Source organism: Mesonia aquimarina, from assembly GCF_003667275.1.
Lineage (GTDB): Bacteria > Bacteroidota > Bacteroidia > Flavobacteriales > Flavobacteriaceae > Mesonia > Mesonia aquimarina.
The window spans coordinates 115,469-136,118 of sequence record NZ_RCNV01000009.1 but is presented as its reverse complement, the minus strand read 5'-3'; the positions used below and the strand labels follow the sequence as shown (position 1 = coordinate 136,118).

General features: G+C 34.2%; 15 protein-coding genes, 1 pseudogene and 1 riboswitch. Of the genes and pseudogenes, 10 read left to right on the top strand and 6 right to left on the bottom strand.

Annotation, left to right across the window (positions count from 1 at the left end; genetic code table 11):
* Window positions 1-186: 186 nt before the first annotated feature.
* Genes tenA through thiM form a run of 4 tightly spaced genes read right to left on the bottom strand, consistent with a single transcriptional unit; the run spans window position 187 to window position 3,091 of the window.
* A complete protein-coding gene (tenA, locus tag D9R05_RS12075; protein WP_121667478.1) occupies window positions 187-840 on the bottom strand; it encodes a thiaminase II in 654 nt (217 codons plus the stop codon).
* On the bottom strand, window positions 827-1,666 hold the full coding sequence (gene thiD / locus D9R05_RS12070) for a bifunctional hydroxymethylpyrimidine kinase/phosphomethylpyrimidine kinase (RefSeq protein ID WP_121667477.1): 840 nt from the start codon (window positions 1,664-1,666) through the stop codon (window positions 827-829). The genes tenA and thiD overlap by 14 nt, the downstream gene beginning before the upstream one ends.
* Window positions 1,663-2,295, bottom strand: coding sequence for a thiamine phosphate synthase (gene thiE / locus D9R05_RS12065; RefSeq protein ID WP_121667476.1), 633 nt, complete (start codon window positions 2,293-2,295; stop codon window positions 1,663-1,665). The genes thiD and thiE overlap by 4 nt, the downstream gene beginning before the upstream one ends.
* Window positions 2,288-3,091, bottom strand: coding sequence for a hydroxyethylthiazole kinase (thiM, locus tag D9R05_RS12060; RefSeq protein WP_121667475.1), 804 nt, complete (start codon window positions 3,089-3,091; stop codon window positions 2,288-2,290). The genes thiE and thiM overlap by 8 nt, the downstream gene beginning before the upstream one ends.
* A 155-nt stretch (window positions 3,092-3,246) precedes the next feature.
* Window positions 3,247-3,339, bottom strand: a riboswitch (TPP riboswitch).
* 146 nt (window positions 3,340-3,485) lie between these two features.
* Here thiM and D9R05_RS12055 point away from each other — a divergent pair.
* The 4 genes from D9R05_RS12055 to D9R05_RS12040 all read left to right on the top strand — a co-directional run bounded on the left by D9R05_RS12055 (window position 3,486) and on the right by D9R05_RS12040 (window position 6,950).
* Complete coding sequence (locus tag D9R05_RS12055; protein WP_121667474.1) at window positions 3,486-3,923, top strand: SRPBCC domain-containing protein; 438 nt, start codon at window positions 3,486-3,488, stop codon at window positions 3,921-3,923.
* Window positions 3,924-3,949: 26 nt separating this feature from the next.
* Window positions 3,950-4,324, top strand: a complete 375-nt coding sequence (locus D9R05_RS12050; RefSeq protein WP_121667473.1) for a DUF2200 domain-containing protein — start codon at window positions 3,950-3,952, stop codon at window positions 4,322-4,324.
* 1,361 nt (window positions 4,325-5,685) lie between these two features.
* The gene (locus D9R05_RS12045) at window positions 5,686-6,240 is read left to right on the top strand and encodes a DUF4494 domain-containing protein (protein ID WP_121667472.1); all 555 of its coding nucleotides are present in this window, start codon (window positions 5,686-5,688) and stop codon (window positions 6,238-6,240) included.
* Between the two features lie 278 nt (window positions 6,241-6,518).
* Window positions 6,519-6,950: a UPF0158 family protein gene (locus D9R05_RS12040; RefSeq protein WP_121667471.1), complete on the top strand. Its 432-nt coding sequence runs from the start codon at window positions 6,519-6,521 to the stop codon at window positions 6,948-6,950.
* A 2,537-nt stretch (window positions 6,951-9,487) separates the two neighbouring features.
* On the opposite strand, the gene D9R05_RS12035 is transcribed toward D9R05_RS12040, so the two are convergent.
* Window positions 9,488-10,585, bottom strand: a complete 1,098-nt coding sequence (locus D9R05_RS12035) for a transposase (RefSeq protein WP_121667470.1) — start codon at window positions 10,583-10,585, stop codon at window positions 9,488-9,490.
* 72 nt (window positions 10,586-10,657) lie between these two features.
* Window positions 10,658-11,491, bottom strand: coding sequence for an RNA polymerase sigma factor (locus tag D9R05_RS12030; protein ID WP_240463046.1), 834 nt, complete (start codon window positions 11,489-11,491; stop codon window positions 10,658-10,660).
* 206 nt (window positions 11,492-11,697) lie between these two features.
* Here D9R05_RS12030 and D9R05_RS12025 point away from each other — a divergent pair, with 206 nt between their 5' ends.
* From D9R05_RS12025 to D9R05_RS12000, 6 genes and pseudogenes are all read left to right on the top strand, one after another.
* Complete coding sequence (locus tag D9R05_RS12025) at window positions 11,698-11,916, top strand: helix-turn-helix domain-containing protein (RefSeq protein ID WP_121667469.1); 219 nt, start codon at window positions 11,698-11,700, stop codon at window positions 11,914-11,916.
* A gap of 157 nt (window positions 11,917-12,073) precedes the next feature.
* Window positions 12,074-14,035 carry an AAA family ATPase gene (locus D9R05_RS12020; protein WP_121667468.1) on the top strand — a complete coding sequence of 654 codons (1,962 nt, stop codon included), beginning with the start codon at window positions 12,074-12,076 and terminating at the stop codon, window positions 14,033-14,035.
* Window positions 14,036-14,202: 167 nt separating this feature from the next.
* A complete protein-coding gene (locus D9R05_RS12015) occupies window positions 14,203-15,078 on the top strand; it encodes a hypothetical protein (RefSeq protein WP_121667467.1) in 876 nt (291 codons plus the stop codon).
* Window positions 15,079-15,272: 194 nt separating this feature from the next.
* A pseudogene (locus tag D9R05_RS12010) lies at window positions 15,273-17,492 on the top strand (AAA family ATPase).
* Between the two features lie 404 nt (window positions 17,493-17,896).
* Window positions 17,897-19,444, top strand: a complete 1,548-nt coding sequence (locus tag D9R05_RS12005) for a type I restriction-modification system subunit M (protein ID WP_121667466.1) — start codon at window positions 17,897-17,899, stop codon at window positions 19,442-19,444.
* On the top strand, window positions 19,441-20,649 hold the full coding sequence (locus D9R05_RS12000; protein ID WP_121667465.1) for a restriction endonuclease subunit S: 1,209 nt from the start codon (window positions 19,441-19,443) through the stop codon (window positions 20,647-20,649). Before D9R05_RS12005 ends, D9R05_RS12000 begins: the two co-directional genes overlap by 4 nt.
* Window position 20,650 lies beyond the last annotated feature (1 nt).

The window sequence follows — 20,650 nt, the reverse complement described above, 5'->3', positions numbered from 1 at the left end:
AGACTTTAGCAGTTTATTTTAAAATCGTTTAGGACGCTGTTTATGAATTTTTAATGATTTACTGGGAACTATCTACTGGTTCTATAATTTTATTAAGGTATTTATGAAATGGTATATTTTCTCCTTTAAGAATAGTATTTCGCTTTTTAAACAGTTTTACTAATTTAAAAATTGAAAGGGAGATACTTAAACTCCCCATTTCTTTAACTGATAGGCGCTATCCCAAAACATAAACTCCAATCTACTGCCTGCAATAAATACTTGTGTCATTCTTTTTTGTTGTGCTTCCGTGCAATTTTCTGCTACTGTATCGCAAATATTTTTAGCTTTGGTCACTAATTCTCCAAATTCTTCACCGGCATAGGTATCAATCCATTTTTGATAGGGATTATCTTTCACCAGTTGATTTTCATAAATATAATCGCCTACTTCTTGGTAGATCCAAAAACAAGGTAAAACAGCGGCCATGGCTATTTCTACTTGATCTAAAGCAGCGGTACTTTTTAGAAAATTGATGTAATGATGCGTGGTCGGTTCAATATTTCCTCGATCAGCTAAACCAAATTCTTTAAAATAAGAATCGTGTAGTGCTTTTTCTACTACAATAGCTCCTTCAGCAAAACGAATAAAATCTAACGCATGATCTACACGTTCTGCTCGAGCACCGATTATGGCTAAACTCCGAGAAAAATTCTCTAAATAAAAGGAATCTTGCCCCATATAAAACTGAAATTTTTCTAACGGGAGCCTCCCATTTTGAAGTTCTTCAATAAAAGGCATTTCAATGATTTGTTGGTAAATGGGTTCAATTTGTTGCCAAGTTTTATCAGTCCATTTCATTTTTGATAAGTTTTTGTGGGTTAAAAAAGTGATTTACCGGTCCGTTGCCTTTGCCAATCGTCACATCTTTTCCATGAAAAATTGCTTGATGAATGTAGTCTTGTCCTAAACTTACCGCTTCTAACAAAGATTTTCCTTGCGCTAAATACGAAGCGATAGCAGATGAAAGTGTACAACCCGAACCGTGGGTATTGTTGGTTTCGTATTTAGAAAATTCAAAACGCTCTATATTTCCGTCCGGTAAAAAATAGAGCGAAGTGAGTTTTTCGGTTTTTAAATGTCCGCCTTTTAGTAAAACTGATTGGCAACCGAGTTCCATAATTTTCTTGCCGGCAATTTTCATTTCTTCCACCGTTTCAATCTTCATATGGGCTAAAATTTCAGCTTCATCTAAGTTAGGGGTAATGACATTGGCGATAGGGAACAACTGTTGAATGATGGTTTGTATGGTTTCTTCCTTAATGAGTTTATCGCCGCTTGTGGCTACCATCACAGGATCAAAAACGATGGGTAGGTTAGGAGAGTGCTTTAGTTTTTCAACAATTATTGCTACCAATGCTGAGGTATGTACCATTCCGATTTTTATTGCATCGGGAAAAATATCTTCCATAATGGTTTTAATTTGTTCACCTACCACTTTCTCCGGAATACTGAAAATAGATTTAACGCCCGTCGTATTTTGCACCGGCAAAGCGGTGAGCGCAGAGGTTGCATAGCATCCTAAAGCAGAAATAGTTTTCATATCGGCTTGAATACCGGCACCACCGCTACCGTCAAATCCCGCAATAGTGAGTACCGACGGATAAGTGTATTTTGTTGTATTCATATTTTTTCAATTTCATTTCTCAAGTGTTCTGCTGCTTTTGTAGGATGTTGAGCTCCACAAATTTCGGAAACCACGGCAATACAATCGGCTCCGGCTTTAATAACCTCCTGTGCATTTTCCGCGTTCATATTTCCAATGGCAACCAATGGTTTTTCCGTAATAGATCTAATTTGCTGAATTCCTAATAATCCCCATTCAATAATGGTGTTGGTTTTTGTTGCCGTTTTATATACCGGGCTTATCCCAAAATAATCGGCTGTTTTGACTTCTACAGATTCAAGCTGATTAAGGTTTTCTATCGAATATCCTAAACATTGAAGGTTTTTCCACTCTTGACGGATTTGTGTGGGGGGAATATCAGAAGTCCCAACGTGAATTCCATAGGCTTCTGCTTGTTTTGCCACCTCTAAATTGTCATTAATAATAAGGGGCACATTATAGGGTGCTAAAAGTTCTTTTAGTTGAAAAGCTTTTTGTTGAAATTTTTCAGTCGAACTATTCTTCTCTCGTAGTTGAACCAAATCTACGCCACCTTTTACGGCTTGTTCTGCAACGTTTAAAAAGTGATCGTAAACACAAGCCTCTTCAGAAATCACCAAATACAATTTATAAGGAAAAGAATTAGCCACGTTTTATTTCTAGTTTTAATGAAGAAGTGAATTCTTCTTCAGCAATGTTGTGCAATTTATCTAAGATGTGCATTTGTAAGCTTCCCGGGCCTTTACTTTCTTTTGCTGCCAATTCTCCGGCAACTCCAAGTAAAGCCATGGCAGTAGTTACGGCTTCAACTTTATCTTCGATAACGGCAGAAAAAGCAGCGACTAAAGCTGTAGCCGAACAACCCATACCGGTGATTTTTGCCATGAGTTCACTTCCGTTAGTCAAATGAATTTCTTTATTCTTATTCAGAATAATATCGGTGGCTCCGGAAATGCAAACCGTTGTTTGATAATTTTCGACTAAAAATTTAGCGGCTGCAACAGCCTCGTTACTTTCAGCAGAACTATCTACCCCTTTAGTAGGTGTTGTGTTATGTTTAGCCAAAGCCATAATTTCTGAAGCATTTCCACGAATGATCGTGGGCTGCAGTTGTAATAATTCCGCTAAAACTTCATCTCGATAAGGAGTTGCTCCGGCACCTACCGGGTCGAGTACCCAAGGTTTATGCAATTGATGGGCTTGTGTTGCGGCTTTCTTCATGGAGCTTACCCAATACTCATCAAGCGTACCAATATTGATGACTAAAACTTGGCAGATATTCATCATAGCTTCCATTTCGGAATGCGCGTGTGCCATAATAGGAGAAGCTCCGGCTGCCAATAAAGCATTAGCCGTGTTGTTCATCACCACATAGTTGGTAATGTTATGAACCAGCGGAGATTGTGTTCGAAGTTGTGTGATATTTTTCCAAAGGAGTTCTTTCATCATTTAAGTTTTTTATTGGCACTGCCAGAGGGTATAATACCTCAAGGCTTGCCTCGAAATTGAAAATTTGTTTCCAACGAATGCCTCGTGGACTTACCCCCGAGGTAGTTTACTTTATAAATGGCTGAAGGACGAATTCCTCTAGAATAGAAAGAAATACAAGTTCAACTTTTCCCTACGCCGGTACTAACCGAATCAGGTTCAAAGGGACTCTCTCAATTCTTTTCAGAATACCCCTAAAGCCAACCCAAATGTACGGATTATCTGCTAAAATAGAATAGCGCTTTTACAAGAAAAAGAATTTTCATATTTGTAAAAACGAACAGAAGGTCTTACTTTACAGGAAAAGGAACTAATTAATCTATTTTTGAAATAGATTTGCTAAAATTATACGATGAACTTAGAATCGAAAGCGTTTATACAAATCCAAAAACCGATGGCAGAAGTTTTTGAAGGAATTGTGAATCCGGAGCATATGACGAAATATTTTATTTCTGAAAGCAGCGGACGACTTGAATCAGGAAAAGAAGTAATTTGGAAGTTCCCTGAATTTGAAGAGGAGTTTCCTGTGACAGAAATTCAAACAGAACATCATCAGTTGATTTCATTTGTTTGGGATCCGGAAACTCGTGTGACCATTACACTGGAAGAATTAGCCGATGAAAGTACTGTGGTTCGCATCAACGAAAAAGAAAAAGAATTAAATGAAGAAAATTTGGAATGGGCACTCTTAAATTCCGGAGGTTGGGCGAATTTCCTGGCATGTTTAAAAGCCTATTTAGAGTATGGCATACAACTGCGAAAAGGTGCATTTGACTTTATGAGAGAGTAAGCAGATAATTTATAACAAAAATTAAGATGAAAGTAACCGCAGAAAAAAACGAAAAAATAGCCAACATGAGCTTTGCATCTGTCTATCCGCATTATGTAACGAAGGTAGAGAAGAAAGGCCGTACAAAAGAAGAACTTCATCAAGTCATTAAATGGCTAACCGGTTTTGATGAAGAGGACTTGCAGGGACTTATGCAAGAAAAAGCCACTTTTGAAACATTTTTTCAACAAGCAAACATTCACCCTAATGCAGATTTGATTAAAGGTGTGATTTGTGGTTATCGAATAGAAGATATAGAAGATCAGTTTGCGCTGTATAGACAATGTCGGTATTTAGATAAGTTGGTAGATGAATTAGCAAAAGGTCGGAAAATGGAAAAAATTTTACGAGAAAGAAAGTAAGAGCGCTTGTAAGATTACGCGTCAGCTAAAAAAAGCAAATTGTCACGTCGCGTCTTGGCCTGTTAGTTCGATTTCTCAAATTTGAACTTAAAAACGATTTGTCATCCCGGACTTGATCCGGGATCTCATTAATGAGATAGGTTTAAAAGTTGAATGTTTAATATTGTATTATAGTTAATTTTAAGCATACGGCTTACTGCGAATAGCTTACAGTATAAAGCTTTAAAATTTAACTTGTCATACTGAGCGAACGAAGTGGAGTCGAAGTATCTTTTTTCGAGGTATTCTTTTTACCATGAATTGCTTTTACTTTTTGCCATTGCTGTAAAAATGCATTCCTCTCTAGTTGGTCGTCGGATGCACTAAAGATCTAGGCTTAAGAAACTAATATTATTTACTTTTTACCATTGCCGCAAAAACTAAGAAAAAAGTCTAGGCTTAAGAAACTAGCTCTAAATTTATCGATTGGCTCCTAAATTTTAGGAACTCTCCCGATCGCCATCGGGATCAAACAGCCTAAAATTTTCCGGAGCCGGCTCTTCAAATTTTACGAGCTATTTTTTGTAGGCCGGGGGATTGGAATGTTGAATGTCTAATGTTTAATGTTGTATTTAGGTTTTCAGTAACTTTAAGCCTACAGCTTACTGCTAACAGCTTAACGCCTACAGCTTTAACAAAAAACTTGTCATACTGAGCGAACGAAGTGGAGTCGAAGTATCTTTTTTCGAGGTATTCTTTTTACCATGAATTGCTTTTACTTTTTACCATTGCTGTAAAAATGCATTCCTCTCCCGTTGGTCGTCGGATGCACTAAAGATCTAGGCTTAAGAAACTAATGTTATTTACTTTTTGCCATTGCCGCAAAAACTAAGAAAAAAGTCTAGGCTTAAGAAACTAGCTCTAAATTTATCGATTGGCTCCTAAATTTTAGGAACTCTCCCGATCGCCATCGGGATCAAACAGCCTAAAATTTTCCGGAGCCGGCTCTTCAAATTTTACGAGCTATTTTCTGTAGGCCGGGGGATTGGAATGTTGAATGTCTAATGTTTAATGTTGTATTTAGGTTTTCAGTAACTTTAAGCATATAGTCTAAAGCTTATCGCATAAAGCCTAGAGCCTTAAAATTTAAGTTGTCATACTGAGCGAACGAAGTGGAGTCGAAGTATCTTTTTTCAATGTATTCTTTTCCAAGAGTTGTTTTTACTTATTTACTAACCCACTTTATTACTTTATAAGTGTTCGTGAATCGTTGATTTCCACTGTTGTAAAAATGCCTGTTTAAAATTGTGAATATCTATTGAGTATTTCAGCTTGTTTAGCCGTATTGAAATTCTATTTTTGGCGCTCTAAAAAAATAAGCTATGAGTGCAACTTGGTATGAATGCAAGGTAAAATATAGAAAAACAGATGAAGCTTCAGGCGTTCGAAAAGTAAAAACCGAGCCCTTTTTGGTCGATGCCATTTCGTATACCGAAGCCGAAAAACGTATTACAGAAGAAATGTCGGTGTACATAAGTGAAGGAGAAGAAATCTTAATAACCAATATCAAAGTAGCCAATTACGCCGAAATACATCCTTTTGAAAAAGCCGATCGATGGTTTAAGGCTAAAGTATCGCTCATTGCTTTTGATCAAGAAAGTGGTAAAGAGCGTAAAACCAATCAATATTTATTGGTTCAGGCCAATGATATTAAAGAGGCTTTTGAAAACACAACTCATGTAATGAAAGAGACGATGGGAGAATATAGTATCCCTGCCATTTCGGAATCACCTATTATAGATGTTTTTCCTTATTTTACGGGAGAAGAAGACAATGCAGCGCAGGTAGAAGAATTTATGCGTTTAAAAGATTCTGCTGCTTTTTCAACTACAGAAGATGAAGCTTTAGCTATGGAAGATTCCTTGGTAAGTGAATAAATAAAAATGAGACTGTTTAAAAGGTATCAGAATCTGTCTTTCTGAATTTTTTCAGAATCTTATCTTGATGAATTATAAATCATTATCGGAACCTGAAATCCAAGGTTTAATGAAAATAATCGAGTTCAGGCTAGGAGGAATAGGGGAGTTAAAACTAAGGAAGCTTGTTAATTAATTTAAGAAAGACGACCAAGGTTTTTGATTTAAAGATATCTACTAAAAAATTTTAAAGCTGATTAAGTGTTTTTTTATAAATTTAGTTGATCATAACTATTATTATGTGCAAAATGAACTATTCCGAGAAAACAATAAGAGAACTTGCAGATTTAATCGATTGCGGCCATGTATGCTTTTTAGAAAAAACAACCGAAAAAATTGAATACTATCCGGAAGAAACAGATCTGCTTTATGACGAAGAAATTCCTTGGCAAGATATTATAGATAAGATTGAAAACAATCCGGCTGACTACATTAGAATAGAAGGCATGAATTCTAATCAATCCTTTCGAGTTATGGAAAAATTTACTGGAAATATAGAAGCAGAACCTTTACGTGAAAAAGTTATTGATGCATTAAATCGACCTAAACCCTTTGGGAATTTTAACTATCTAGTGGAAGGCTCGAACTACAGGCAAGAATGGTTCGACTTCAAATTGGCGCAGCATATGTTATGGGTTAAAGACCAGATTTTCGCATCTGAACATGAGTAAAAAGTCAACACTTACGTTGGTAAGAAACTTAACTCTAGTTTTCCACTATAAATTATAATCTACGCTCATCGAACACAAACAATTTTTTACCGCCCTATGGCTAAAGCCTGTTTTGGGTATAGTTTAGTGCTGGATCATGTATAGCTAAGTCGCAGCTCCTTCGAGATTCGGTCGTATCTCGCCCGTAATCAGGGATTTTTTACGGCTTAGCCTCGAACAAGCTACGATTCAGTATTGGGTTAGCTATAGGTTTGCCGGGGAGTAGCTAGCGAGTTGCTGCATGGGGGAATAGTGTTGAATGATTAGGATTTAGCGTATAGGCAGTTAAGGCTAAAGCGTAGGATAGCAGAAGGTTAAAGCGGAGTAACATAAGACTAAAAAGAGCCTAAGACTACGGTTTATAGGGGAATTAGTACTCTCGTCCTGCTAGCGGTATGGACTCAGTCTGGGGTGGATAGGGGGTATCTATGGGGATGAGGTAAGAAAATAAGAGGTGATTTGTAGTTTTTGATAGGCTGGGGGTTGGAATGTTGAATGTCTAATGTCTAATGTTGAATGTTTAATTTTGATGGTTTCAGTTTACAGCTTACTGCGAACAGCTTAGCGCCTACAGCTTTAACAAAAAACTTGTCATACTGAGCGAACGAAGTGGAGTCGAAGTATCTGCTTCTTCATAACGGAAAGATCCTTCACTTCATTGTGTTACACTCTGGATGGCAGTAACTGTTCTCGATACAATTTTTATTCCATTACATTTCTTGAAAATCACTTGAACTGACAAATTTGAACTCAAAATCGATTTGTCATCCCGGGCTTGATCCGGGATCTTAGGTTTAAAGTTGAATGTTGAATTTAGGTTTTCAGTAACTTTAAGCATATAGCCTACAGCCTACAGCCTACAGCCTACTGCGAACAGCTTTAACAAACAATTTGTCATACTGAGCGAACGAAGTGGAGTCGAAGTATCTTTTTTCGATGTATTCTTTTCCATGAGTTGTTATACTTTATGCCAACGTAATCCTCTGCTTACACTGGTCGGTTACGATAAAAAAGAACCAAAAAAGTCTAGGCTTACGAAACTAATGCTATTTACTTTTTGCCATTGCCGCAAAAACTAAGAAAAAAGTCTAGGCTTAAGAAACTAGCTCTAAATTTATCGATTGCCTCCTAAATTTTAGGAACTCTCTCCGTTCAAACAGCCTAAAATTTTACGGAGCCGGCTCTTCAAATTTTACGAGCTATTTTCTGTAGGCCGGGGGAGGGTGAAACTACTGTATTTTTAAATTTAAGTTGTCATTTTGAGCGAACGAAGTGGAGTCGAAAAATCTGCTTCTTCATAACGGAAAGATCCTTCGCTTTACTGTGTTGAGCTCTGGATGGCAGTAACTGTTCTCGATACAATTTTTATTCCATGACATTTCTTAAAAATTAATCTAATTGACAAATTTGAATTCAAAATCGATTTGTCATCCCGGGCTTGATCCGGGATCTCATCAATGAGCTAGGTTTAAACCATGTTTTTACTTTTTGCCATTGCCGCAAAAACTAAGAAAAAAGTCTAGGCTTAAGAAACTAGCTCTAAATTTATTGATTGCCTCCTAAATTTTAGGAACTCACTCCGTTCAAACAGCCTAAAATTTTACGGAGCCGGCTCTTCAAATTTTACGAGCTATTTTCTGTAGGCCGGGGGTTGGAATGTTTAAGGTTTAATGTCTAATGTTGTATTTAGGTTTTCAGTAACTTTAAGTATATAGTCTAAAACTTATCGCATAAAGCCTAGAGCTTTAAAATTTAAGTTGTCATACTGAGCGAACGAAGTGGAGTCGAAGTATCTTTTTGTGATATATTCTTTTTCCATGAGTTGTTTTTACTTTTTGCCAACGTAATTCTCTGCTTACACTGGTCGGTTACGATAAAAAAGAACCAAAAAAGTCTAGGCTTACGAAACTAATGCTATTTACTTTTTACCATTGCTGTAAAAAGTAACAAAAAGATCTAGGCTTACGAAAAAAGCATAAAAAAATACTACGGAACCCGCCGCCACGAATGAAAATAACTCAACCTCCCTTTCGGTCGGTTTCAAACAGATTTTCATCCCATCGCCTCGCTGCTTCCTTGATTTTTAATCCTTTTTTCGATAGGCCGGGGATTAAAAATGTTTAATGTCTAATGTTGAAGGTTTAATGTTATAGTTTGGGGCTTTAGTAATTTTAATCATAAAGCTTACGACTTACAGCCTACTGCTTAAAACAAAAAAAAGAGCCCACGCGTTGCATGTTAAAATACTTAGTGAGTGTAATTGTTACCTCACCTTACGGGTGTGCAAGCACCCTCGGTTATTTCAAATTTTTAATTTCGAATTTCAAATTCAAGAGTTTCTACTATACTGAAAAAACAATATCTTGAGGATGAGACCCTGAATCAAGTTCAGGGTGACGGTACTTCATTGTGGTTTTTTATGAATATTTAAAATTTAAAATTCAAAATTTAGCATTTTATTCCTCATTAACTACTAATTACTCATTACTCACTTCTCACTACCCAACAATCACTTCAATCCCCGCTTTGTTGGCTTTGTATTTTATCTTGGTGATTAATTCGTAATAGCTCCAATTTCGAAATACAAATTCTTCTTCCTTGGCGATGCCGATTTTATCTTCTTGATTCATCAGCATTAATGTTCCTGCTTGTTGTTGAACGCAGAAATCGATTAATCGCCGGCTATAGACGTGTAAGCGATTTTTGATATAGTTCCGTTCCATTTGCCGGTAGCTTTCTAAAGCTTTTAATTTCCGTTTGCGTCCTTTGCCTGATTTGGCATAAGTCACGCCTACCTGTGCGCGTTTTCGAGCGGCTTGTATGGCAAGTCTTCGGTGTAAAAACTCTTCTTTGGTACCGATGGGAAAACGTTTTGTTCCGACTTTAAGCACGAGGGGATATTCCAACGAAAGTGAAACTTCCGCTACCACTCCTGGTTTTAAGGCATGCTTTTCTTTTTCCAATTCGAATACCGCTAGCCAGAAGGTTTTTCCGTCTTTCAGCTGTAAATGGGAGGTGCATAACTTGAGTTCACCTCGGGTGACACGCTGCAACAGTTTCCACTTATCGCTATGATCCCTGCCTAAATAGGTTTTTAATGGAATCTTAAACAAGCGAAAGCAAAAGGCTTTCTTTTCGTTGTCATAGACCAGTTTGCTCATGCCTTCGGTGGTAAAAGGAAAAGGCATATCCCGTTTAAAGTTCATCAAGGAACTTTCGCCCCGCCAATAAGCATCACGGTTCTTTTTAAAATTACTGTACATAGTCGCCTTTAAGCAGGAAATAATGTTGGTGGGCATCTTGCCTTTAAAACGTTTGGAGGTGACCTGATAGATGGTATTCATCCGGGAGGTTTGTAAGATGCCGTTTGGTTCTTTTTGTTCATCGACTAGTTTGTATTGTATCCCTTCCGATAGGTAAAAGAATTCTTTTATCATTTCCTGTACATAGAGGTGCGAAGCCATCAGGTTTGCTGTTCTATACGCGCGATCTTGCCAGTCGTATAGTTTTCCGATGGCTTCTTTGCGTTCTTCCGCTGTGGGGAGATCGACTACCACTTGTATTTTTCGGGTGAGTTTGATCGTATTCTTTTTCATCTTAGATACCGGTTTTTGGCACCGCCAACGGGATTACTCCCCGAGGCTTGCCTTGAAATTGAAAATTTGTTTCTAACGAATGCCTTGGAGGCTTGCCCCGAGGGAGTTTGTTTGTTGTTCGTGCTGTTGCTGCATAAAGCTATAGGCGGTCATAAACTCCTGTTGCGCTTCTTTTTGAGAGCAGTTTAATTCTTCCGCGATACGGGCAAAGGAATAGGCCTCTTCACAACGCAATTGAAACACCTTGGCTTGTTCCTCGGTCATTTTGCCTTGTAGCTTTAGCGCCTTTTGGGGCTTTTCCGGTTCAAGGGCATTGTCTTGCCGCAGGATGCTTTTGAGTTCGGCAATGGCACGTTTTACCTCATTGGCGGTTTGGGTAATTCCTTTTCCCATCACCTCGGCAATGGCTTTATACTGAAAGCCATAGGTAATGCAAAGTTCGATCAGCCGACTTCGCTCGGCACTCAAGTAGGGGAGTACGTTTTTAACCTGTTCAAAGGCTCGTTGGGTAGCTTCTTGTTCCAATAAATGTTCATCTTCCTCCGCCACCGGATCGTGCCCTAGCATATAATCTTCATAGTTGCCGTAAAAACTGAGTCGGTTGATGGAACGGTTAAACTTATTTTTGGGCCGACAGTAATAATAGGTGCATTCCCGTTTCATGACATAGCGCAGGAAAAAGAAGATGTGCTGTGGGGTTTCTAGCGTATCCCGATGTTTCCATAGGGTTAAAAAACTTTCTTGTACCAAGGTTTCAATCACGAACTCATCCCGTATCAATTCCTTGCCCAACCAAAAAAGCATGCGACTGTATTGTTGATAGAGGTGTTCTAAAGCGATGGGCTTACCTTGTTTTAGGTTTTGGAAGTCTTGGGTTTGCATAAGATTTCGGGCTTTAACGCGCATTTTTAGCTTTTTTTAAAGCAGAAATGAGGGTGTGAAATGGGATATTGTGTTTATCAGTTAAAATAATATTTTATTTATTATGATAATATGTTCTTAAATTCGGAATAAATGTATTGATTAAAAGATAAAATCACAAGTAAAAGTTTAGATAATCGGAAAACTTTAACTTAAAGCCTAACTTTATGTATTGAAAAGAAGATAAATTGATGACTGAACTAGGGCTCTATTTTGCTAAAAAATCTATTAATAGATCAGATGTTTCTCGTAAAACAGGAATTAGCAAAACTCGGTTGAGTGAATTGGCGAATAATCCAAGCACTCAATTAAGAGTTAGAGAGTTATATTTAATTGCGTTAGCTGTAGATGAGGATCCCGGTTTTCTTTTTAAAAAAGTTTGTAAGGATATTGAGTTGCCGAACAAATAGAGTTAGAATTATACTTTCTATAATTCTTGAATTGGCTTAGAAACTCATTCTTTCTTTACTACAACCATAACAAAAAATCATCTTGGAATAATTATTATAAAACGGAATATTTGTTACAATATAACCTATTGTGCCTAATTAGAAACAGAAATAATAAATGATAATATCACTAATAATAAGACATTATAAGATATATAAAGGAGTTAACTATTTACCATTATCTGACGGCACAAAATTCTCAAGTATTCTTGGTGAAAATGGAGCAGGAAAAAGTTCTATTTTAGAGTCCTTTGATTGTTTTTTTAACAAAAGACCTTTTACTGATTGGTCTATCAATTATGAGGCTAAATCCGAAGGTATAAGTGGAAATAATAGTCCTTATATTCTTCCTATTTTTTTAATTCCTAAAAATAAATTACGTAATTCCTTAAAAGCAGATATAGAACAATATAAAAAAGCTGAAAATTTATCAGATTTTTTATGGAGCACAAATGAAAAGGCAAAGGGAGCATCTTTAGAAGCTTTTTATGAACATAGAAAAAAAATTAAAGAAAAATTTAGTCCTGATGAATACTTTTTATTATTAGTAGGAAGAAAATATAAAAGTAGTGGTTGTTTTTTTGGTTCATATCAAAAGAAACTTTCATTTATAAATGATAAACCTCATAAAGAATATGAAGAAACAGAATTGCAAGAATATTTTAATGGGTTTTATGAATATATAATTTCACATTACTCGTATTTATATATACCTGTAGAAACTGATGTTCAAACTTATACTAAGTTAGAAACACAGGATATGCAAAAATTAATGGACAAAAATGTTCAATCAGAAATTGAAAAAGCAATTACTCAAAAAACTATTAATCAAATAAATGGACATTTAGATAAATTTGTAAAAGACATTGAAAGTGTTTTAGAAACCTATACTTATAAGGGTAAATATAAAAATAACTTAACAATGCCAGATTTAGTTTCTAAAATAATTGAATCTTATTTTTCTATTAAAGAACTTAACAAAAAAATCCCTGGTTCAACAAAAACAATATCTGTAAATGAACTAAGTTCAGGTGAAAAAAGAAAAGCTTTAATAGGTTTAGCATATTCTTTCTTAAAAAAGAATTTGGATAGAGATTCTAACCTAATAATAGCAATTGACGAACCTGAATCATCATTACATATTAGTAATTGTTACGAACAATTCGAAAAGTTAATTGAAATAGCTAGAGAAAATCATCAAATCTTAATTACAACTCATTGGTACGGTTTTTTACCAATCGTAACAGAAGGAACGGCAACTTCAATAAATAAAAATTCTGACAATAAAATCACAACAGATTTTTTCAGTTTAAGCAATTTTAGAGAATTTATAAAACAAGAAAAAGAAAGACATAAAAAAGCTAAAATTAGAGGACCTTTATCAATAGATTATCGTATTAAATCTTATAATGATTTAATACAATCTATTACTATTTCTTTAATTCAAGAAGAACCTTATAATTGGATAATATGTGAAGGTTCATCAGAAAAAATATATTTTGAATATTACTTTAAAAAAGAGATACAAGAACAAAAACTAAGGATACTACCTGTTGGAGGTTACGAAGAAGTAATGAAAATTTATAACTATTTATTGGGACCTTTTAAAGATACCGATTATGACAAAAAAGGAAAAATAATTTGTTTAATTGACACTGATGCAAATAGAGTTGATGCAGAGACCGTCATTAACAATAAAAACCTGTATTTTAAAAGGTTAGTATTTAATAAAAACGATAACACAATTTTACACAAAATTAATTCTGATTTGACTACAGAAACAACAATAGAAGATTCATTAGACTCAACTCATTACATAGAAGCTTTAAAACATCTGTCAAATGACAATGAAGAATTAAAACGATTAATTAAACCTGAAAGTATAAGAGAAGAATCTATCTATTCTAAAAACGCATTAGATTTAAAGGATTCCGAAAAAGATATTTTGAAAGCTTTTTTTAATAAAAATTATGGCAACAACAAAATAGTTTTTGCTGAAAAATATATAGAAATAACTGAAAACTCTGATATAAATAAAACATTAGGTTGGATTGAAGAAATAAAAGATATAATAAAATAACTAGACACAACTATAAGTAATTGCTATATATCGCTTACTTCAGAAAATACTTGAGGATTTTCAGTTTGGCGTGTATTTGCAAAGTTCAGTGCTAATCCACGCAACTACTCATAGCCGGAGGAGACATTGCCAACAGGCTGAAAAAAAGTAAGGATTCTATATAAATTATGAGCAAAAAAGAAAATCATTTAAAGAATTTTACTCTAATAGCAATTTTATTAATAATTATATCTATTGGATATCCTTTTGGCGTAAATTATTTTTTCTCAGATTGGACGAAAAGCGGAACTTTTGGCGACACATATGGAGCACTTAATGCTTTGTTTTCAGGTCTTGCTCTAGCTGGAGTAATTGTCACAATTTTAATTCAAAAGCAGGAATTACAAAATCAACGAGTTGAATTAGAATTACAAAGAAACGAAATGAAAGAAACTCGCAAAGAGTTTTTAATGAATAGAACGACTAGTCTAGTTTATAATCAACTCAATAGATTTGAAAAATATATTGAGAATTTCAACTTTGATACTAATATGGAAAAGTTGAAAGGAGACGAAGCTATTACTTTTCTTGATAAAAACTTATATGAAGTTTATCAAGGTATTGATAAATCAGATGAACAATTTAAAAAAGAAAAGAAAACTGCTATAATCAAATTACTAAAATTATACAATCCTAACGAATCAAATATCACTGAATTTGCACAAAATATTTATAATACCGTAGAAGTTTTACAAAGGTTAATTTTCAAATCAAATTTAGAGATTGAAGAATTAAACGACTTAAAAAATTTATTTTTTGTTAATATTGGATTTGTAAAAATGGGCGTCATTGAAAGAATTTCTAAAATCCAAGAAGATGAATTGGAATTTATGGAGCCTGAAGATTACATTGAAAATGGTTTTAGTGTAGAACAAAGCTACAGATTTAGTAGAGCAAGAATTTTTTTAAAACCAGTAATAGAATTTTCAAATCTACGAATTAAGGAAGAAAACTTTGAGGAAGAAAAAAGGAAATGGGAATCTCGAAAAGGAAATTTAGGATAAGAAATAAATTAAAAGCCAGTTTGCAATACCGCATATAATTTATTGCTAGTGCAAGCCTACTTACGAAAATCCTCGCGGATTTTCTATTTGGTTTGTATTTGCTAAATTAGGTGCTTAAAACACGCAATAAACTATATGTAAACACGGTGTGCGCCATACCCCAGAAAACTATCGTTTCATAAAAAACTGAAGAATTGATAAGTAAGATAAATTTAAATAAAGTAGCGAGCTATAAAAGTCAAGCGATATTAGAAACGGATAAGAAGGTAAATCTGATTTACGGTTTAAATGGAACGGGTAAAAGCACATTATCAAATTATCTGCTCAAAAGAGATCTTGAGAAATTTAAAAATTGTTCCGTTGAGGGTTTAGATGATAATCACGAAATACTTGTATATAACCAAACTTTCATACAAGAGAGCTTTTTCGAATCTGAAAATCTCAAAGGTATTTTCACTTTATCAAAAGAAAATAAGGAGGCCGAAATAAAAATAGCTGAAGCTGAAAAAGAAATTAATGAACTTGATAAAGTAAAAGAAAAAAAGATTGAAGATTTAGGAAAGGAAAAAAAATCGTTAGATAATAAACTTGATAACGCAAAAAATACTGTTTGGAAAATTAAGACTGATTACAGCGGAGGTGATCGGGTACTTGAATTTTGCTTAGAAGGACATAAAGGATCAAAAGATAAGTTATTTAGTCATATAGAATCCATATCAAAACCAACTACAAAGCCAAGTAAAACAATTGAAAACCTTAAAGATGAAGTACAATCAATTTCTGGTGAAAATGCTCAAAAATATACTCACGTCCCAAAAATAAATTTTTCATCATCTGGTATTGAATCAAAAGAATTATTTAGCAAGGCAATTGTTGGTAATGAAAATAGTAGCGTATCGGAATTAATCACTAAGCTAGGTAATTCTGATTGGGTTAAAGATGGTTTGGAATACTTACCCAATCCTCCTTTAGAAGAAAATCAAAATTGTCCGTTTTGTCAAGAAAAAAGCATTACCAATGAGCTGATAAAGAATATTCAAGGTTACTTTGATGAATCATACGAATCTGATCTTAATTCACTTAAAGCCTATTTAGATGAGTACTCTAATGCTATCAAGACAATTCCAGATAAAAGTATATATGAAACAAATCCAAAATTCGAAGACTTTAAACAAGACTTTGAAATTATATATGCCAGATTAACGAAAATAGTTGAATCAAATAAAGAGAAAATAGAGTCTAAAATAAAAACTCCGAGTGTTGCCATTGCCTTAGATAGTTCGGTAAAAGCTACACAAGATTTTAATGAACTCGTAGATCAAATCAATACCTCAATTTTAGAACATAATAAGAATATTGACCAGAAAACAAAAGTTAGATCAAAAATAAAAAGTCAATTTTGGGAGAATATGAGATGGGATTATGACCAAACCATTGAATCCTATAATAAAGAAAAAAATAATTCAAAAATTAAATCGGATAAATTAACCGATTCAATTGAAGCTTTAGATGATAAAATTTCTGAGCAAAGAAATATTATTTCAGAACAACAAAAACAAACTGTCAATATTAAAGAAGCAATTAAAAGTATAAATGACGGTTTAATTGATTTAGGAATAAATGATTTTAAAATTGAACCTCATTCTGAAAATTTATACAAAATAGTCCGAGAAGATAATGAAGAAAAGGTTTTCCGTTCCTTAAGCGAAGGAGAAAAAATGATTATCAGTTTCTTGTATTTTATTGAGATGTGTAAAGGAAAACAGGAAGTTACAGAAACTGGAAAAAAGAAGATTATAGTTATTGATGATCCAATTTCCAGTCTTTCTCATATTTATGTTTTTAATATCGGCAGATTAATAAAAAATGAGTTTTTTGGAAAAAAAGAAAATAAAAAAAATCCAGACACGGGAGAACGAATTGTAAATTGGAATTACAATTATGAGTAAGTTTTCATTCTAACTCATAGCTTATATTTTTTCTACGAGATTACCGAAACCAAACACCAAGAACGAAAAGAAAATCAGAAACTAATTAGATTAATAAAGAATGGTGATGGTAGCTCTTTTCAAAGAATGAGATATGAAGAAATACAAAATGATTATCAAGCATATTGGTATATAATTAAAGATGAAAAGCAACACCCAGCTTTAATTGCGAATTGTATGAGAAATGTAATTGAATATTTTTTCAATTTTGTTGAGAAGAAAGATTTGAACAACTTCTTTAAACAAGAGCCACTTAATTCAAACAGATTTCAAGCTTTTTACAGGTATATAAACAGGGAATCCCATTCTTTAGGACAAAATATATTTGACTTTAAAGAATTTGATTATGATGATTTTAAAGATGGATTTGAGGAACTATTTAAGATTGCGGGTTATGAGGAACATCATAAGAAAATGATTAAGTAGGGTAAGATTCCACAACATCGGTTTACCTCCAATAGCTAGCACCTTTAGAAACAAAATAATTAATTTACCCAACAATTCCAATCATAACCTCATACCACACGTTCTTGATCTCGCACATTGTGGTAACCAAGAAATCATTCTTTTTAGTATATATTGGTTGGGTCAATAAAAAACTAAATATTATGTTTAAAAATTAAATATAAATAGTATATAATTTTTGACTTAAATTTTTTCAATAATTCTACAAAATCCAATGGTAAATCATAGCATAACCCTATACTTTTCCTATATTTAGGCTTTTATTAAGAAAAAATCTAGGTTAGTTTTTAAGCTAGGAAAGATTTACAGGATGTTCAGTTCAAAAATAGTTCCGTTACGTGGAGCAAAACACATAAAATCAATAAATGACAAGTACAGCACAAAGTGCCGAATTAAAGAGCCAAATCTGGAAAATAGCAAATGAAGTTAGAGGTTCAGTAGATGGGTGGGATTTCAAACACTTCGTTTTAGGAACGCTTTTCTATCGATTCATCAGCGAAAATTTTACCATTTACATTGAGGGTGGAGACGAAAGTATAGATTATGCTAGTTTATCAGATGATGTAATTACGCCGGAGATTAAAGAAGATGCCGTAAAAACGAAAGGTTATTTTATATATCCAAGCCAACTTTTTATAAATGTAGTTAAAGAGGCTAATTCTAATGAAAACTTAAATACAGATTTAGCAGCTATATTTTCTGCAATCGAAAGTTCTGCCAACGGTTTTCCTTCAGAAGAAGATATCAGAGGCTTGTTTGCGGATTTTGATACCACGAGCAGCCGACTGGGAAGTACGGTTGAAAGTAAAAACAGCCGATTGGCTAAAGTCCTCAAAGGTGTTGACGGTTTAAAGTTTGGTAGTTTTGAAGATAATAAAATCGATTTTTTTGGGGAAGCTTATGAATTTTTGATTTCTAACTACGCCGCCAATGCAGGTAAATCTGGAGGGGAATTTTTCACGCCTCCCAATGTATCTCACCTTATCGCTAAATTAGCATTGCATAGACAAGAGACCGTAAATAAAATTTATGATCCTGCGGCTGGATCTGGTTCGTTATTGCTACAAGCGAAAACCTATTTTAAAAATCATATTATACAAGAAGGTTTCTACGGACAAGAAATTAACTACACCACCTACAACTTGGCACGTATGAATATGTTTTTACATAACATCAACTACGACAAGTTTCATTTAGTACACGGTGACACGCTGGTAGCTCCTGAATTGGGTGATGAAAAACCTTTTGATGCCATTGTTTCCAATCCGCCATACTCGGTAAAATGGATTGGTAAGGACGATCCAACAATGATTAACGATGACCGTTTTGCTCCGGCTGGTGTTTTAGCACCTAAATCGAAGGCAGATTTTGCTTTTGTTCTACACGCTTTAAGTTATTTGTCCAGTCGAGGAAGAGCAGCTTTGGTTTGTTTTCCGGGTATTTTTTACCGTGGCGGGTCAGAACAAAAAATTAGAAAATACTTGGTTGATAACAACTTTGTAGAAACCGTCATTTCGTTAGCGCCTAACTTGTTTTTTGGGACTTCTATCGCGGTAAATATCTTGGTGCTTTCTAAAAGAAAAACCGATACGAAAACCCAATTTATAGATGTAAGCGGAGAAGATTTCTTTAAAAAAGAAACGAATAATAATGTATTGCTAGACAAACATATCGATAGGATTATAGAGATGTTCGACAGCAAAGAGGAAGAAGCACACGTAGCTACGACTATTGATAATTCAAAGATTGCAGAAAACGATTATAACCTTTCCGTAAGTTCTTATGTAGAACCAAAAGACACCCGAGAGGAAATAGATATCGAGGTGCTGAATAAAAAAGTTGCGCAAACTGTAAAAAAAATAGATACTCTTCGTGCTGAGATTGATAACATCGTAAAAGAGATTGAAGGATGAATTATCTAGAAAAATTATTGGATGGGGTTGAGGTTGAATGGAAAACTTTGGGTGATTATGCCGATTATGAACAGCCAACTAAATATCGCGTAAAATCAAAACTTTATAGTGACGAATACAAAACACCTGTATTAACTGCAGGTAAAACATTTTTATTGGGATATACTAATGAGACCAACGGTATATACAAGGCATCAGAAAATCCTGTGATAATTTTTGATGATTTTACGACTGCTAACAAGTGGGTAGACTTTGATTTTAAAGTGAAATCATCTGCAATGAAAATGATTACCTCTAAAGATGAATCAAAAGCTTTATTAAAGTATTTGTATTATTGGTTAAACACAATTCCAAGTGGTTTAGTTGATGGTGATCATAAACGACAATGGATTAGTAATTATGCGAATAAGGAAATTCCCATCCCTTGTCCCGATAAGTCAAAAAAATCCCTAGAAATTCAACAAAAAATAGTTGATATTCTCGATACGTTTACAGAGCTTACCGCAGAGCTTACCGCAGAGCTTACCGCAGAGCTTACCGCCCGTAAACAGCAGTTTGAGTATTATCGCGACCAGTTATTGAGTTTTGATAAGGAGGAAGTGGAATGGGAAACTTTAGAGGATATTTTTAATGTTAAAAATGGTTATACACCTTCTAAAAAGAATAAAGAGTATTGGACAAATGGTACTATTCCTTGGTTCCGTATGGAAGATATTAGAGAACATGGAAGAGTTTTAGATAATTCTATTCAAAGGGTTAATGAAAAAGGAGTTAAAGGCGGTAAGTTGTTTCCTGCTAATTCTATTATTATTGCTACTTCTGCAACTATTGGAGAACATGCTTTAATCACTGTTCCTTATTTATCTAATCAAAGATTTACTAATTTGAGTCTAAAGAAAAAATATAAAAATAGATTTAATATAAAATTTCTTTTTTATTATAGTTTTCTATTAGATGAATGGTGTAAAAATAATACAACAAAATCTAGTTTCGCGTCTGTAGATATGAACGGTTTTAAAAAGTTTCTAGTTCCTATCCCTTCCCCAAAAGAACAAGAACGCATCGTCTCTATTCTCGATAAATTTGATACCCTTACCACTTCAATAAGCGAAGGCTTACCTAAAGAAATAGAATTACGTAAAAAACAATATGAATACTATCGTTCAATGTTGTTAGACTTTCCAAAAGAAAATATAGAAGTATAAG